Raw genomic sequence first — 16,195 nt, forward strand, 5'->3', positions numbered from 1 at the left:
ACGTTTTGAGATTTAATATTTATGCAAATTTACTTGGCTCGTAATAATCAACAAGCTGGTCCATATACCTTAGAGCAGTTAAATCAAATGCTCGCTAGTCAGCAAGTTCTGCTTACAGATTTGGCTTGGCACCAAGGCATGACCGAATGGAAAGCTTTAGGTGAATTAACCCAAGGTAAACTTGTATATCAACCTGAAGGTTATATAGCTCCCGCACCTATCCCTGAGCAAACCCTTTTTCAGAACTCCAGCTTTAACAAAATACATGTTGAAAAAAAAGCAGCACAAAATAATGAGCTCGCTTCAATTAGCACACGAGTCTTAGCAAAAATTATCGATTTATTGCTCTGGTTGCCTGCAGCTGCCATTCCATCTTTTTTCCTAAAACCGGATCAAGTTAATCAGTTGTCAGAAATTCAGCAAAAGATGCAGTCTGCAGACACCTCGACTCAAGCAGTCCAGTTACAACAGCAATTATTTACCCTTATTCCAGCAGAAGCTTGGCAAGCAATGCTTATCTACATCATTATTATGCTTGGAATTCAGGCATTTATGTTGGCGAAATCTGGGCAAAGTATTGGCAAGAAACTAACCAAAATCAAAATTGTAGATGTGGAAAGTGGTGAGAAAGTAAGCTTAATGCGTGCATTCACCTTACGCAGTTTCATCTTTATTATTTTAAATTTGCTGTTTATGCCGTTTATCACCATCCTTGACCATGTTTTTGCTATTGGCGAAAAACGCCAAACTTTGCATGATAAGCTCGCCAAAACCAAAGTGGTCAAACAATAATCATACAAGAAACAGGGATTATTTTATATCCCTGTTTTTCCCCAGAATATTGATATTAAAATAAAATTACCATCTTGAAAGTTTAATTCCGAGTAAAAAAATCAGTTTTTATAACAGTCATTTAAAGCCTCTTTACATATAGCTTAGTTCAACAATATGAGGCATAATGCCTCACAACGTAGCGGTGCCTCATGATTGGGAAGGATTTTCTATGCTTAGAATTTCTAAGTGAAAATAAAATATTTCCAATCATGCGACACTTTAATCGCTATCCCATATTAAATTAGGGAATGGGACTCTTCACCGAGGTTGTAAAATGAGACAAACAATTTTAGCTGTATTGTCTTTATCTGCGATGGCTGCACTCTTGACTGGGTGTGGCGGTGATATGGTACTTCTAAACTCAAAAGGTCCAGTTGCTCAAGGTCAATCTGACTTGATGATGACTGCGATCTATTTAATGCTTTTGGTGGTCATTCCATCAGCAATTATGGCATTGTGGTTTGGATGGAAATATCGCGCATCGAATAAAGATGCAGACTATAAACCTACATGGGCACACTCAACTGCAATTGAAATTGTAGTATGGGGTATACCTGTCATTATTATTGGTATTCTAGCGTGGTTAACTTGGTGGGGTTCCCACAAGTATGACCCATACCGTCCGGTCGAATCTGATAAAGCACCTTTAACTGTTCAAGTTATTGCTGAACAATTCAAATGGATCTTCATCTACCCAGAACAAAACATTGCGACTGTTAACGAAATTCGCTTCCCTGAGAAAACTCCGGTTAGTCTTCGTTTAACTTCGAACTTCACAATGAACTCGTTCTTTATCCCTGCATTGTCTGGTCAGATTTATGCAATGGCGGGTATGCAGACTCACTTGAACTTCTTGGCAGACGAAACTAGCCCAGCTGAAGGCTACCGCGGTTTCTCTTCTAACTATTCAGGTTATGGCTTCTCACAAATGCGCTTCCGTGCACATTCTGTAACAGATGCTCAGTTTGCTGAATGGGTAGCAGCAGTTAAAGCAGGCAACGGTACTTCAGTAAATCCTAATGCAGTTCAAAAAGCTGTTTTAGACCAAGCTGAATTTGCAGCTTTACGTGACGGTAACCGTTCTAAGCACCAAATCGAAGCAATGGTTGTGAATGCCCAAACTCCTGAAGAAAAGGCTGCTGCTGAAGCAATGAAGTCTTATCCGACTAAGCCACATCCAGTGACTTATTATTCTTCAGTAGAGCCTAAATTGTTCGAATCAGTGATTAACAGATACATGAGTAATTACCACGGTGCTGACCATTCAGCAACTGCTGGTCACGAAGCTGCTGCTTCTGATGCTCATGCAAATGTTGAACATGCGACTGCAGCTTCTGTAGAGGAATAAGACATGAGCTTATTAGGTAAGTTAGGTCCGGATTCAATCCCACACGATCCAATTGTATTGGTGACTGTTGCGATGATGATCCTAGGTGGCCTTGCAGTCGTTGCAGGGATTACCTACTTTAAAAAATGGAACTACTTGTGGACTGAATGGTTCACCTCTGTAGACCATAAAAAAATTGGTATCATGTATATCTTTGTATCTGTAATCATGTTAGTTCGTGGTTTTGCAGATGCAATCATGATGCGTCTTCAGCAGTTCCTTGCAAAAGGTGGTGGTGAAGGCTATTTACATCCTGAACATTACGATCAGATCTTTACTGCCCATGGCGTAATCATGATCTTCTTCGTAGCGATGGGTCTTGTAGTCGGCTTAATGAACATCTCTGTACCATTACAGATTGGTGCTCGTGACGTTGCCTTCCCATTATTGAACTCTTTAAGCTTCTGGCTATTTGCCGGCGCTGCGGGTCTGATGATGGCTTCTCTTGCACTGGGTGAATTCGCTGCAACTGGTTGGATGGCTTACCCTCCACTATCAGGCATTGAATATTCTCCGGGCGTAGGTGTTGACTACTATATCTGGGCACTTCAAATTTCAGGCTTGGGTACGCTTTTAACGGGTGTTAACTTCTTTGTTACCATCATTAAAATGCGCGCACCTGGCATGACACTGATGGATATGCCGATCTTTACCTGGACATCTTTATGTACAGCAGTATTGATCATTGCAGCTTTCCCAGTGTTAACTGCAACTATTGCAATGTTAACGCTTGACCGTTACTTCGGTTTCCACTTCTTTACAAATGACTTGGGTGGTAGCCCGATGTTGTATGTAAACTTGATTTGGACTTGGGGTCACCCGGAAGTTTACATCTTGGTATTACCTGCATTCGGTATTTACTCAGAAGTTGTAGCAACTTTCTCTCGCAAAGCATTGTTTGGTTACAAATCAATGGTGTATGCAACTGTAGCAATCACAGTATTGTCTTTCGTTGTATGGGTTCACCACTTCTTTACCATGGGTGCTGGTGCCAACGTTAACGCGTTCTTCGGTATCATGACCATGATTATTGCTATCCCTACTGGTGTGAAAATCTTCTCTTGGTTATTCACCATGTACAAGGGTCGCATTACCTTTACAACACCAATGCTTTGGACACTTGGCTTCCTTGTGACTTTTGGTATCGGTGGTTTAACGGGTGTATTAATGGCAGTTCCACCAGCGGACTTCCTGGTACATAACTCGTTATTCTTGATTGCTCACTTCCATAACGTAATTATTGGTGGTGTAGTATTTGCAATGTTCGCAGGTATCATTTTCTACTGGCCAAAAATGTTTGGTTGGAAACTTAATGAAACTTGGGGCAAAGCAGCTTTCTGGTTCTGGTTCTTCGGTTTCTATTTTGCATTCATGCCACTTTATATCCTTGGTTTCATGGGTATGACTCGTCGTCTGAATACATATGACAACCCAGAGTGGGATCCATACATTGCTATTGCACTCTTTGGTGCTGTTCTTGTCGCACTTGGTATTGCATGTTTCTTAATGCAAATCATTGTTGGTTTCTTGCAACGCAACAACAATATCGATAACACTGGCGATATCTGGGATGGTCGTACTTTAGAATGGGCTACTTCTTCACCTGCTCCTTTCTATAACTTTGCACATCTTCCTAAGATCAATGGTATTGATACTTTCTGGACTGACAAAGAAAATGGCATCGCATATGCCAAACCAACTCAGTATGAAGACGTTCATATGCCAACCAACCGTGCGGCTGGTTTCGTGATTGCAATGTTAATTACTGTAATGGGCTTTGCTTTAATCTGGCATATCTGGTGGTTAGTAGCTGTTGGATTCATTGGTGCTATCGTTTCGTTTATCGTAAGTTCATTCACTAAGAAAGTGGATTACTATGTGCCTGCTGCTGAAGTAGAACGCATTGAAAACGAACGCTATGCGATTCTTGAAAAACACTTGAAGAAGGACTAAGACAATGGCTGAAGTACTTCATCACGACAACCAAGGACACGATGAGCATCATCATCACGATGATACTGACATCACAGTCTTTGGTTTCTGGACTTACTTGATGAGTGACTTGATCCTATTCGGGACACTCTTCATCGCGTTCGCTGTATTAAGCAGTCACATTCCTGTTGGTACTCCAAGTGCTAAAGAGCTTTTTGGTGATTCTTTAGGTTTCGTTTTAACTGAAACTTTCGCTCTCTTGATCTCTTCTGTGACCTTCGGTTTTGCCGTACTTGCTTCATACAAGAAAAATGTGGGTCAAGTTTTAACTTGGTTAGCAATTACATGGCTATTTGGTGCTGCCTTCATCGGTATGGAACTTTATGAGTTCAATCACCTTGTACACGCTGGCCATGGCCCAAGCACAAGTGCGTTCTTATCTGCGTTCTTTACCTTAGTTGGTACGCACGGTATTCACGTAACTTCTGGTTTGGTATGGATGCTTGTGTTGATGTATCAAATCAAGAAAAATGGTTTGACACTTCCAAACACTCGTCGTCTTGCTTGCCTAAGCTTGTTCTGGCACTTCCTTGACATCGTTTGGATCTGTGTATTCAGCGTAGTTTACTTGATGGGAGTTCTCTAATGAGTCACGATCACACTTCTGCTGGTGCATCGCACGGTAACTTAAAACAATATACTGTCGGTTTCATCCTTTCAGTTGCTCTCACTATCATTCCTTTTGGAATGGTAATGAGCGGTGGCTTTGGACGTGGTATTTTGGTTACTGTAATTGCTATTACTGCAGTTGCTCAGGTTTTAGTACAGCTCATGTTCTTCTTGCACATGAACTCTTCTTCAGAGCAACGTTGGAACGTGATTGCATTTATTTATACAATATTAACCATCGCTATTCTTTTAGTGGGTTCTGTATGGATCATGAACTACCTTCACTACAACATGATGATCTAAACTGATTGTCATGCTGAAAAATTATTTATTCCTGACTAAACCAGGAATTCTCTTTGGTAACTTTGTTACCACTTTGGGCGGCTATTTCTTAGCCGCTCAAGGTTCTGTAGATTTCCTTTTATTGCTTATTACCCTCCTTGGTACAACTTTGGTTGTTGCCTCTGGTTGTGTGGTCAATAACGTTATTGACCAAGACATCGACCAAAAAATGCAGCGCACACAAAATCGTGCGATGGTTAAAAAATCCATTTCCGTTCCTGTCGCTTTGGTGTATTCCTTAGTACTTGGCGTGATTGGTTTTAGCATTTTATGGTTCTGGGTAAATGCGTACGCTTTTTTATTTGCAGTGATTGGTTTTGTGGTCTATGTGGTGTTTTATAGCCTCTGGACAAAACGCACAACAATTCACCAAACAGTTATTGGAAGTATTTCTGGTGCAAGCCCACCAGTGATTGGATATACCGCTGTTAGTCATGAATTTGACTTAGCTGCACTGCTTATCTTTATTGGTTATGCACTTTGGCAAATGCCCCATTCATGGGCGATTGCTATATATCGTTTTGATGACTACAAAAATGCAGGTATCCCGATTCTCCCTGTAGCACGTTCCATTTTACGTACTAAAATTGAATCACTGATTTATGTTGTATTATTTACCATTACAATGAATGCCTTGTTTGTATATGGTTATGTAAACTGGCTGTATCTCGTTATTTTAAACGCGTTATGCATTTATTGGTTTTATATTGGTGTACTGGGCTTTAAAACTGAAAATGACCAATTATGGGCAAAACGCTTTTTCCTGTTTTCGGTTATTCTGATTACGATCATCAGTATATGTTTTAGTTTTACCTCCCAAGCACCAGCAACACAAATCGTGTTTTTTTAAAAAAGATAGAGTTTAACTCTATCTTTTTTTTCACCCTTCAATTTTTATTACTCTAAAAGACCGATTCAATATCCCCTTCCATTTTCATCTATTCCAGCTTCCGCACTTCCACGCTTGCATACAAATCAATCATCACAAAAAGATTCCCTTGTAATTTACCCCTAAAACCACTAAAATTCACGCTTCGCAATTTTTGCGACACAACTTTGGTTGTGACTCCTTGCTTCTGACTTTTCAAAAGTTAGGGGCTGCACAAACCGTAAGGAGCTGACAATGCGTCACTACGAAATCGTACTTTTGGTACATCCAGACCAAAGCGATCAAGTTGTGGGTATGGTAGAACGTTACCTAACTCACATCAAAGAAGCTGAAGGTCAAATTCACCGTTTAGAAGATTGGGGCCGTCGTCAATTGGCTTACCCAATTAACAAAATTCATAAAGCTCACTACATTTTAATGAATGTTGAATGTGGTCAAACTACGCTTAATGAATTAGAAGAATTGTTCCGTTATAACGATGCAATCCTTCGTAATGTTATTATTCGTCGTGAAAACGCAATCACTGAAGAATCATTGCTTGCTAAAAGTGCTGAAGAAAAACGTGCGCGTAAAGCACAACGTGAAGAAGCACAACAATCTCAAGACTCTGCTGAAGCATAAGGAGAACATTAATGGCACGTTTTTACCGTCGTCGCAAGTTCTGCCGCTTTACAGCTGAGAAAGTTGCGTACATCGACTACAAAGATATCGATACTTTAAAACAGTACATCACTGAAAACGGCAAGATTGTTCCTAGCCGTATTACAGGTACTAAAGCTCGTTACCAACGTCAATTAGCGCTTGCTATTAAACAAGCTCGTTACTTGGCTTTGATCCCTTACACTGACAATCATAAGTGAGGTTGAGCTGTGGATATTATTTTATTACAACGCATTAAAAACCTTGGTAAATTAGGCGATAAAGTTTCAGTTAAAGCTGGTTACGGCCGCAACTACCTTATCCCTCAAGGTCAAGCAGTAGCAGCGACTGAGTCGAATACTGCTGCTTTTGAAGCTCGTCGTGCAGAACTTGAGAAAGCTGAAGCTGATGTTTTAGCTGCTGCTCAAGCACGTGCTGACCAATTGAACGAAGTTAACATCGTAATCACTGCTAAAGCTGGTGACGAAGGTAAACTATTCGGTTCAATCGGTACTCGTGACATCGCTGACGCGTTGACAAATGCTGGTCTAGAAGTTGACCGTGCGGAAGTTCGTCTTCCAAATGGCGCGCTTCGTCACACTGGCGAATTCAACATCGCAATCCAATTGCATCATGATGTTATTGCTGAAGTTCTCGTTACTATCGTATCTGAGTAATTTTTGCAAGAAAAAGAGCATGCTTTTGCATGCTCTTTTTTTATCTCTGAAAATAGTCAAAATAGCTTATCCAGATTTACTCAAAAGTAGTGAATACAATTTATTTTTACTGTTTTTAGCTAAATGAAATTTTCGATTCGCATTTTTTTAAAGAACGCGTATGATCTGTTTAGACGAAGATCATTGAAAATTCATTATTCGTCCCAATTTCTAAATTACTCATTTATCGCATTTAAAATCAGGGTTTTATATGTCACAGGCGAATGCCAATTCTAAAGCTACGCTTAACTCATCTAAAGTAGATAATAAAGGAAATGAGTCAGGTCAATTAAAAGAGTTCCGTACCCCACCGCATAACTTGGCGATCGAGCAAGCCGTACTTGCAGCGCTGATGACCGTTGCTGAATCTTTTGAACAAGTTGGTGATGTACTCAGTGAAAATGATTTTTATGCGACACGTCATAAGTATATTTTTCGCGCCATTGAAAAATTAACCCAAGAAAACTCACCTTACGATGCCGTTTTGGTGAATGACTGGCTGATCAAACAAAATTTGCTTGATGCTGTCGGTGGTGAAGAATATTTAATGCAATTAATGGCAGACTCGCCTTCCAGTTTTTATAACCTGGAAACTTATGCCAATAAAATTAAAGAATTTTCTACTTTACGCAGCATGATTAAAGTCAGCTCTGAAATTTTACAGAATGCTTATGACACCAAAGGTCGTAGTGTCAGTGAAATTTTAGATTTGGCTGAAACCAATATTTTTTCCATTGCTGAACAACATAATAACAATGCCAAGGCACAAGGTCCAAAACCCATTAATGCCGTGGTTGCAGACGTATTTGACAAGCTAAATGAACTTTCTCAAATGGAAGGCAGCATTACCGGTTTAACCTCTGGTTTTATGGAACTGGATAATAAAACCTCTGGTATGCAATCGGGTGACTTGATTATTGTCGCTGCACGTCCATCTATGGGTAAAACCACCTTTGCCATGAACCTGGTGGAAAGTGTGCTGTTTAACTGTGATCTACCTGCCCTGGTATTCTCCATGGAGATGCCAGCAGATTCGATTGCCATGCGTTTAATCTCGGCTTACGGTAAAGTTCACCAAGGTCATTTACGTTCAGGCAAACTGGATGGTGATGAATGGTCTAAAGTGACCGGTACGATTTTACAGCTGCAAGAAAAGAACCTGTACATTGATGATTCATCCGCCCTTCCACCGACAGAATTACGTGCCCGCGCACGTCGTATTGCCAAAATGCATGGTGGTAAAATTGGCTGCATCATGGTCGATTATCTACAGTTAATGAAAGTACCCGGTATGGGCGACAACCGTGTCGGCGAGATCTCGGAAATTTCACGAAGCTTAAAAGCTTTGGCCAAAGAAATGATGTGTCCGGTGATTGCACTTTCACAGCTTAACCGTTCACTGGAAAACCGACCAAATAAACGCCCTGTGATGTCTGACCTGCGTGAATCCGGTGCGATCGAGCAGGATGCCGATTTGATTATGTTTATTTACCGTGATGAGGTTTATAACAAAGAATCGAAAGAAGCAGGTACTGCGGAAATTATTATTGGTAAACAGCGTAACGGTCCGATCGGTACAGTTCGTCTGGCTTTTGAAGGTCAATACACGCGATTTAGTAACCTTTCACCAGAGTTTTATGCTCAATATAATGATGAAGAATAAGTAATAAAAAACGAGGTGATGACCTCGTTTTTTTAACTGACTATTTTCTCACAGTCTGCTCTTTAATCATTTAAATTGAAACATGATTTCAGTGCAGCATCTTTTTATACTACTCATTCAACTTAAATATTAGAAAAGATCAAAGAGTAATATGCCACCAGCCCTGATATTTTAATAATAGAATCAAACAATGCTATCTAAAATTTGATTGAAATATACTTTAAATTAGTGTTTATTTTCAGTCATAGGAATACAATATGGCACTCTATTCTGCTTCAGTTCCTCCCCATTTTGAGTGAGATGACAAGCATATCTTTAAGATTCTGATTGTAGCTTATAAGTGATTTTATTCAAATTGCTGTAATGTTTCATGTAACCCCAAGGAGTAACTAGGGTGCGCCAAGCAACAGTTTATATTGACAGAGAAGCTCTGCAATATAATTTAAACCGTGTTAAACAACTTGCACCAACTGCTCAAATTGTAAGTATGGTTAAAGCCAACGCTTACGGACATGGAGTCAAAGACTGTTTAACAGCCTTAAGTGGAACGGATGCCTTTGGTGTCGCCTGCCTTGAAGAAGCACTTGAAATTCGTGAGCTCGGCTATCAACAACCGATTACCCTCATCGAAGGTATTTTTTCTGAAGATGAAATGCAGGTTGTGGTTGAAAATAACATTGAATGCGTCGTGCACCACCAACAACAACTCGATTGGTTGCGAACATATAAAAATGCTTATATTGGCAAAAATTTAAAAGTTTGGGTCAAACTCAATAGCGGTATGAACCGCCTGGGTTTTAAAGTACCAGAAATTATTGAGGTCATTAATTCACTTAAAGCCGAAGGTTTTACTTGTGTTTTAGCTATGCACTTTGCTAATGCTGATGCAGAAAATCACCCTTTAAATGAACAACAAAAAAATCAATTCCTTCAAGTTAAAGAAGCTTGTGCACCGATCATGGGTTCTTGCTGTAATTCGGCAGCCATTTATAAATGGCCTGAATTGAATTTTGATTTTGTTCGTCCAGGAATCATGCTTTATGGTGCATCACCATTTGCGGATAAATCAGTGCACGATTTAGACCTTAAACCAGTGATGACTTTTACTGCTGAAATTATTGCTTTAAACCATATTCAAGCCGGTGAATCTGTGGGTTATGGCTCAACTTTTAGCGCTGAAAAAGAAATGGATTTAGCCATTGTTTCGATTGGTTATGGTGATGGTTACCCACGTGCTTTCCCCAAACAAAACTATGTTGCAATTAATGGTCAACAAACACGGGTAATTGGTCGTGTTGCTATGGACATGATTGCCATTGATGTCACAGGCTTAGATGCAAAAATTGGTACAGAAGTTGAACTTTGGGGCAAAAACCGCTTAGTCGATGATGTTGCAGAAGCCAATGGTACAATTGGTTATGAACTCTTGTGCCGCCTAAGTGCTCGCCCAAGAAGAAAGTAGATATTTAAATTTTAAAAAAACCCAAGTTTAATTTGGGTTTTTTTTAACTCAATCATTAAGCCACACTAGGCTGCACATCATATAAAAAGTTCAAGAAAGCATCTAGGCTTTCTTCATTTAACTGATTTGGGGCAAAACTGTTATAGCCCAAAGATTTAAAATAGTTTTGTATCTTACTATTTCGCCCCACGTATTTCATTGACCAATTATAAAAGTTAGTTTCCTTCAAGGCACATGTTTTAAGCAAAACGATTTCGTGATGTCTAGGATCTTCTCTCAGTTTATTTAAAAGCGTCAGGATATGTTTTTCCTCGCCTTCCAGACATTGAAAAAAATAACCATCGGCATAATACAAAACTCCATGAATTTGATGCTTTGTATTAAAATCTCTCGCCTCAGTTAAAATATCCCGAAGATCTTTTAAAATGGTTTCATCATTTGAGGTTTTTTTACTGGCATAACACAGCTGAAATATCATGACCCAATGCCTTCTTATTGTTTTTAAATAAAAAATAAATATTAATAAAAGATAAAAATATCCAATGGAATTTATCCATTGGATAAAATATAGCAGATGTATTTTTAGCTGTGAATAACAGGCGATTAATCTAGATAATCATCTGTTGGAATAGGCAATTTTTGTAAGCCACGGCGTAAAGTATCTGACCATTGTTTACTCAATTGTCTAAAATAAGGATCTTCTTCATAGATCCGCTTGCCATTCGGAATATGTAACGAATTTTTTTCATAAACGATCGTATCTAATGGCATTCCAACTGAAACATTGGAACGCAAAGTAGAATCAAACGAGATCAAACAACAACGTACCGCCTCATCTAAAGGCATTTCATAAATTAATGCCCGATCGAGTATCGGTTTGCCGTATTTGCTTTCCCCAATTTGAAAATAAGGCGTATCTTCCGTTGCACAAATAAAATTACCTTGCGGATAAATATTATAAAGTTCCATTTCTGAACCTTTAATTTGCCCACCCAGTAAAAGACTACAATAATAATTATTTTGTTCGTGATTGTGAGTATCTTGGGTAACATCAGCAATGACTTTTCTTAATGTCTGCCCCACCAACTCTGCCATTTCGAACATGGTATTGACACTATACAAGTTGGGTTCTTGGCCAAGTTCCAAGTGATTGTTCAAATGACCAATGACTGCTTGTGTTGTGGCTAAATTTCCAGATGTTTGTATCGTGATAAATCGTTCACCCTCCACACCAAAGGTATAGAGTTTACGAAATACCGAAATATGATCCACACCCGCATTAGTGCGCGTATCACTAACAAAGACCAAACCATCTTTTAAACGTAGCGCGCAACAATAAGTCATGAGAACTCCTTATGACTTTTAAATTTTCAGCAAGCGAGTACTTGAACAATAGAATTCATAGACTCAATACCACCACGCTCTCTTATGCCTCTTACTGGTGCAACATCCCAATAATCTCGACCGATTGCCACATATATATGCGAATTAGGCATAAACAACTGATTGCTGGTATCAAAACAATACCACGAATTTTCAAAAAATACTTCTGCCCAAGCATGACTTGCAAGGTGAGCTGTATTCGGTACAAATAAATAACCTGATACATAACGTGCAGGTAGACCTAAATGCTTACACATCGCAATAAACACATGGCTATGATCTTGACATACACCCTCTCGACATTGGAAGGCATCAATAGCAGAGGTTTGTACAGATGTCCGGTCAGGCACATAAGGAATATAATTGAGTATTGCCTCAGACAAAACCATTAAGTTGGCTCGATTCAGCTGAGGAACATAACATTCTGCAAAACTTTTCATTTCTGCATTACACATTGTGCTTGGCGTAGGTTGTAGAAATAATTTGGGATTGACGGCAATATCAATTCCAAATTGGCTATTCGGATTCATTTCCACAATGCCTTGCGCCATAATGGTCATCTGTTGATAAGGTTGGCGCTGCGAACTGGTGATCCAGATATTATTAAAAGCATCAGATTTGATTTGTTTCTCACCAGGCACACTCACATTCCAAGAATGCACTTGCTGATGCACATTCGAGGTTGGCGTCATCTTAATATATTGAATGCTGTTACGTGCTTGATCAGTATATTGGTAATGAGTTTGGTGATTAATCATCAGCTTCATACATCCACCTCAAATAGGTTTTGAATATGATCACTGAACTGATAAAAATTCATGCTGTCTGGGTTTAACTTAAGTTGCTGCCATGCACTATCCAGTCGGTCCCAACCCATCTGGTTCAATAAATCTACTGTTTTATCAATATTTTCCAGAGTCATGGTTCGATCTTGTTTTAGACGAAGCTGTCGATCTAGCTGTTCTATATTTTGTCCCAAAGTAAAAAATAGAAAGATAAATTCAGATTCGGCTTCCAATATCTCCTGACATTCTCCCGCAACATCACAAATATAAGCGACATTTTCAGTGGCATTTTTAATCAGCTGATTGAGTTCCGCATAAGCTTTTGCGGAAAATACCCCACGTAAATCTTGTACATTATCTTTGGCATGTTGAAATTGCTGATTAAAAGATGAAGGTTGTTCTGCATCAAGCAATAATGTGTTTAACGAGCTTGCATCAAAAGCCGGCAAGCAAAATGCATGCGCATATTCCAATGCGTCTTGGTTGTTATGAAATGGAAATTGACTACACAAATATTGAATACGCGTTAAGTATCGACCTAGCCAAAAAATATGTTGAGCATTACTATTTAATAAAATCATGATTTCTTTCCCATGGTTAGATGTTTAAGAATGAAGATTATCGACAACCCATGTGTCTTTAACTCCACCACCTTGTGAAGAATTCACTACTAAAGATCCTGCCTGCATTGCCACTCGTGTTAAACCACCGGGAACGATTTCCGTCCGATAAGGTGCACTCAGTACAAAGGGACGTAAATCGATATGACGCTCAGCAACTCCAAAATCGGTCAGGGTTGGACACACCGATAAATCTAAAGTCGGCTGTGCAATATACAGATTCGGTGTAGCAATAATTTTGTCTCTAAATGATTCAATTTGACTTTTCGAGGCTTGTGGACCAATCAACATGCCATAACCACCCGAACCTTGGGCTTCTTTCACCACCAATTGCTCCAAGTTGGATAAGACATAATCCAAGTCTTGAGCTTCGCGGCATTGGTAAGTCGGCACATTTTTTAAGATGGCTTGCTCACCCAAGTAAAAATGAATCATTTTATCGACATATGGATAGATCGATTTATCATCCGCCACACCTGTACCGGGTGCATTTGCAATCACAACATTGTGACGTAAATAGGCTGACATTAATCCAGCCACCCCTAAAGTACTATCGGGCATAAAACATAATGGATCGAGATATGCATCGTCCACTCGACGATAAATTACATCAACCTGCTGTCTTCCACAGATGGTTTTGACATAAACCTTATCGTTTTCTACAAAAAGATCACGTGATGTCACTAAAGGCACATCCATTTCCCTTGCCAGGAAAGAATGCTCATAATAGGCGCTGTTATAACGTCCAGGCGTTAACACAACAATAAAAGGCTTATCGACATAGGCATTTTCAGCCAAAACTTCTTTAAGTAATTGCGGGTATTGCTCAATACCCAGAATATTGTTTTGCTGGCATAAATCGGGCATTAATTTTTGACTGATTTTGCGGCTTTCCAGCATATAAGACACACCGGATGGTGTTCTTAAATTATCTTCCAGTACATAAAATTCGCCATGTCGGTCGCGAATAATATCAATCCCGCTAATCTGACTGTAAATTTTACCCTTTAAATCGTGTGCATACATATGCGGTTGATAAGCTTCATGCGTCAGCACTTGCAGTTCAGGCACAATATTGGCTTTTAAAATATCTTGTTGATGGTAAATATCATGCAAAAACAAATTCAGCGCACGTACCCGTTGCGAACAACCGAGTGCGACTTTATTCCATTGCTTTTTCTCAATCACCCGCGGAATTAAATCATAAGGAATGGTTCGTTCAATCCCTTCCGATTCCCCGTAGACAGTAAAAGTAATACCCTCATACAAAAAGTGATCTTTCGCTGCCTGGTTTAACAACTTTAATTCATCAATAGTGTGCTGTGATAACCAATGTTCTATTTTGCTACAGGTCTCCCCTGACATGCTTTGATCATCCACCATTTCATTAAAAAAATGTGATTTGAGCTGCTGAAATAAACCGCTTATTTTCGAATGATTCTTATATCCTCCTGTTGATGGATTAACATTAGTTCCCGCCGGATGAGAAAACCCTTCAGCCGTAGACGTTAAATCTGTTCGATCCTTTTCTTTAAGCATACAACCCTCTTAATTGTTATTTATTTTGAATGCAATTAAGCAACAAATATGCCAATAAAAATCCTTTTATCGCTTTTGTCTATTTATTCATCAAGGTATGTGTTATTCAATGGCCGTTTCGATCAAACATGTTTCGAAATATAGATGAGCTCAATTGAAAGACTTGCGAAAAATATTCAGGTTTTTTATTGTGTTCAGCATTCAATGGAGATATAAACAAGCTACTCGTTTTTTAATTTAAGTTATGTCCTCACAAGAAAAAGAAACCTCGAACAGCCTGTACCGACAATGGCAAATTTTATCTCGTCTTTCTACTGGGAAGTGGATGGGTACCCGAGAGTTACAAGAAATTTTGCAACGTGAAGGTATTGATATCAGCTTACGCACCATTCAACGTGACTTAAATCAGATCTCGCTACGCTTTCCCATAGAAAGCAGTAAAACCGTGCCTCAAGGCTGGCGTTGGCGCTCGGATGCACCTATTCAAAGCCTGCCGCATATGACCAGTTCTCAAGCGGTGACCTTTATGATGGTCGAAGAACATTTAAAACACTTACTGCCGCCTAGCTTGATTGAAGAAATGAACCCGTGGTTTGATTTGGCACGTCGTAGCCTATCGACCCAAAACAATGTACGACAATGGATTAACCGGGTTCGTATTGTTCCTGCCACTCAACCTCTGATTCCGCCTGTAGTAGATAAACTGGCGCAACAAGCCATTTATGAAGGCTTACTGCAAGATAAACAACTGGAATGTGTCTATCAGGGGCGCAGTCATTTAAGTGAAGAAAAAACCTATATTTTGAACCCCTTAGCTTTGGTACAAAAAGGTGCAATTATTTATTTAATCTGTACCCGTCATGATAAAACCGATATTCAGACCTTTGCTCTGCACCGTTTTAGATCAGCAATTGTGCTAAATTCGCGCGCCATGCATCCAGTTAACTTTGATATCGATGCTTATATCGATTCTGGGGCATTAGGCTTTAGAGTTGACTATAACAAGCCGACCGAAAATGTGGCATTAAAACTGATTATGTCTGAAGAAGATGCCCATTATTTTGATGAAAGCCAACTCAGTAAAGACCAGACCATCCAAAAACTGGACAATGGTTTAGCTCAAGTCACAGCAACCGTGCCTTTTACCTCACAACTGACATGGTGGTTAAGAAGTTTTGGTCATAAAATTCAGCATATCGATCCGATTGAAGTTTCGAATGCTGTACGGCAAATTATTGATTAAATAAAATACTAAAATAAAAAAAGTCCCAATGATTGGGACTGGAGAATATTTCTATTTGGATCTATTTTTTATTGTCGTACTGTGGGCTTCAA

General features: G+C 39.4%; 17 protein-coding genes. 12 read left to right on the top strand and 5 right to left on the bottom strand.

Features of this window, described 5'->3' with window-relative positions; translation table 11 throughout:
- Nucleotides 1-21: 21 nt before the first annotated feature.
- From B9T23_RS01395 to alr, 11 genes are all read left to right on the top strand, one after another.
- Nucleotides 22-792, top strand: coding sequence for an RDD family protein (locus tag B9T23_RS01395; RefSeq protein ID WP_086192652.1), 771 nt, complete (start codon nucleotides 22-24; stop codon nucleotides 790-792).
- A gap of 316 nt (nucleotides 793-1,108) precedes the next feature.
- Nucleotides 1,109-2,182: a ubiquinol oxidase subunit II gene (cyoA, locus tag B9T23_RS01400; protein ID WP_067726175.1), complete on the top strand. Its 1,074-nt coding sequence runs from the start codon at nucleotides 1,109-1,111 to the stop codon at nucleotides 2,180-2,182.
- Between the two features lie 3 nt (nucleotides 2,183-2,185).
- Nucleotides 2,186-4,174, top strand: coding sequence for a cytochrome o ubiquinol oxidase subunit I (gene cyoB, locus B9T23_RS01405; protein ID WP_067726173.1), 1,989 nt, complete (start codon nucleotides 2,186-2,188; stop codon nucleotides 4,172-4,174).
- Between the two features lie 4 nt (nucleotides 4,175-4,178).
- Nucleotides 4,179-4,799: a cytochrome o ubiquinol oxidase subunit III gene (cyoC, locus tag B9T23_RS01410; protein ID WP_086192655.1), complete on the top strand. Its 621-nt coding sequence runs from the start codon at nucleotides 4,179-4,181 to the stop codon at nucleotides 4,797-4,799.
- Nucleotides 4,799-5,125 carry a cytochrome o ubiquinol oxidase subunit IV gene (gene cyoD, locus B9T23_RS01415; protein WP_067726169.1) on the top strand — a complete coding sequence of 109 codons (327 nt, stop codon included), beginning with the start codon at nucleotides 4,799-4,801 and terminating at the stop codon, nucleotides 5,123-5,125. The genes cyoC and cyoD overlap by 1 nt, the downstream gene beginning before the upstream one ends.
- A 10-nt stretch (nucleotides 5,126-5,135) precedes the next feature.
- Nucleotides 5,136-6,014, top strand: a complete 879-nt coding sequence (cyoE, locus tag B9T23_RS01420) for a heme o synthase (protein ID WP_086192657.1) — start codon at nucleotides 5,136-5,138, stop codon at nucleotides 6,012-6,014.
- 273 nt (nucleotides 6,015-6,287) lie between these two features.
- On the top strand, nucleotides 6,288-6,674 hold the full coding sequence (gene rpsF, locus B9T23_RS01425; RefSeq protein ID WP_053578020.1) for a 30S ribosomal protein S6: 387 nt from the start codon (nucleotides 6,288-6,290) through the stop codon (nucleotides 6,672-6,674).
- A gap of 11 nt (nucleotides 6,675-6,685) precedes the next feature.
- The gene (gene rpsR / locus B9T23_RS01430; RefSeq protein WP_004676982.1) at nucleotides 6,686-6,913 is read left to right on the top strand and encodes a 30S ribosomal protein S18; all 228 of its coding nucleotides are present in this window, start codon (nucleotides 6,686-6,688) and stop codon (nucleotides 6,911-6,913) included.
- A 9-nt stretch (nucleotides 6,914-6,922) separates the two neighbouring features.
- Nucleotides 6,923-7,369: a 50S ribosomal protein L9 gene (gene rplI / locus B9T23_RS01435; protein ID WP_067726165.1), complete on the top strand. Its 447-nt coding sequence runs from the start codon at nucleotides 6,923-6,925 to the stop codon at nucleotides 7,367-7,369.
- Nucleotides 7,370-7,619: 250 nt separating this feature from the next.
- The gene (dnaB, locus tag B9T23_RS01440) at nucleotides 7,620-9,071 is read left to right on the top strand and encodes a replicative DNA helicase (RefSeq protein ID WP_067726163.1); all 1,452 of its coding nucleotides are present in this window, start codon (nucleotides 7,620-7,622) and stop codon (nucleotides 9,069-9,071) included.
- Between the two features lie 394 nt (nucleotides 9,072-9,465).
- Nucleotides 9,466-10,533, top strand: coding sequence for an alanine racemase (gene alr / locus B9T23_RS01445; RefSeq protein WP_086192660.1), 1,068 nt, complete (start codon nucleotides 9,466-9,468; stop codon nucleotides 10,531-10,533).
- Between the two features lie 55 nt (nucleotides 10,534-10,588).
- Here alr and B9T23_RS01450 read toward each other — a convergent pair whose 3' ends face one another.
- The 5 genes from B9T23_RS01450 to B9T23_RS01470 form a co-directional block, all read right to left on the bottom strand.
- Nucleotides 10,589-11,011 (bottom strand): BLUF domain-containing protein, encoded by a 423-nt coding sequence (locus tag B9T23_RS01450; protein ID WP_067726159.1) that lies wholly within the window; start codon nucleotides 11,009-11,011, stop codon nucleotides 10,589-10,591.
- Between the two features lie 125 nt (nucleotides 11,012-11,136).
- Nucleotides 11,137-11,877 (bottom strand): proteasome-type protease, encoded by a 741-nt coding sequence (locus tag B9T23_RS01455; RefSeq protein WP_067726157.1) that lies wholly within the window; start codon nucleotides 11,875-11,877, stop codon nucleotides 11,137-11,139.
- 26 nt (nucleotides 11,878-11,903) lie between these two features.
- Nucleotides 11,904-12,683, bottom strand: a complete 780-nt coding sequence (locus tag B9T23_RS01460; RefSeq protein WP_086192662.1) for a transglutaminase family protein — start codon at nucleotides 12,681-12,683, stop codon at nucleotides 11,904-11,906.
- A complete protein-coding gene (locus B9T23_RS01465) occupies nucleotides 12,680-13,282 on the bottom strand; it encodes an alpha-E domain-containing protein (RefSeq protein WP_086192665.1) in 603 nt (200 codons plus the stop codon). The genes B9T23_RS01460 and B9T23_RS01465 overlap by 4 nt, the downstream gene beginning before the upstream one ends.
- A gap of 24 nt (nucleotides 13,283-13,306) precedes the next feature.
- Nucleotides 13,307-14,860, bottom strand: coding sequence for a circularly permuted type 2 ATP-grasp protein (locus B9T23_RS01470; RefSeq protein ID WP_086192667.1), 1,554 nt, complete (start codon nucleotides 14,858-14,860; stop codon nucleotides 13,307-13,309).
- 244 nt (nucleotides 14,861-15,104) lie between these two features.
- On the opposite strand from B9T23_RS01470, the gene B9T23_RS01475 reads away from it, so the two are divergent.
- Complete coding sequence (locus B9T23_RS01475) at nucleotides 15,105-16,103, top strand: helix-turn-helix transcriptional regulator (protein WP_086192670.1); 999 nt, start codon at nucleotides 15,105-15,107, stop codon at nucleotides 16,101-16,103.
- The last annotated feature ends 92 nt before the right edge of the window (nucleotides 16,104-16,195 follow it).

The sequence above is a fragment of the Acinetobacter terrae genome (assembly GCF_002135195.1).
Classification (GTDB): Bacteria; Pseudomonadota; Gammaproteobacteria; order Pseudomonadales; family Moraxellaceae; genus Acinetobacter; species Acinetobacter terrae.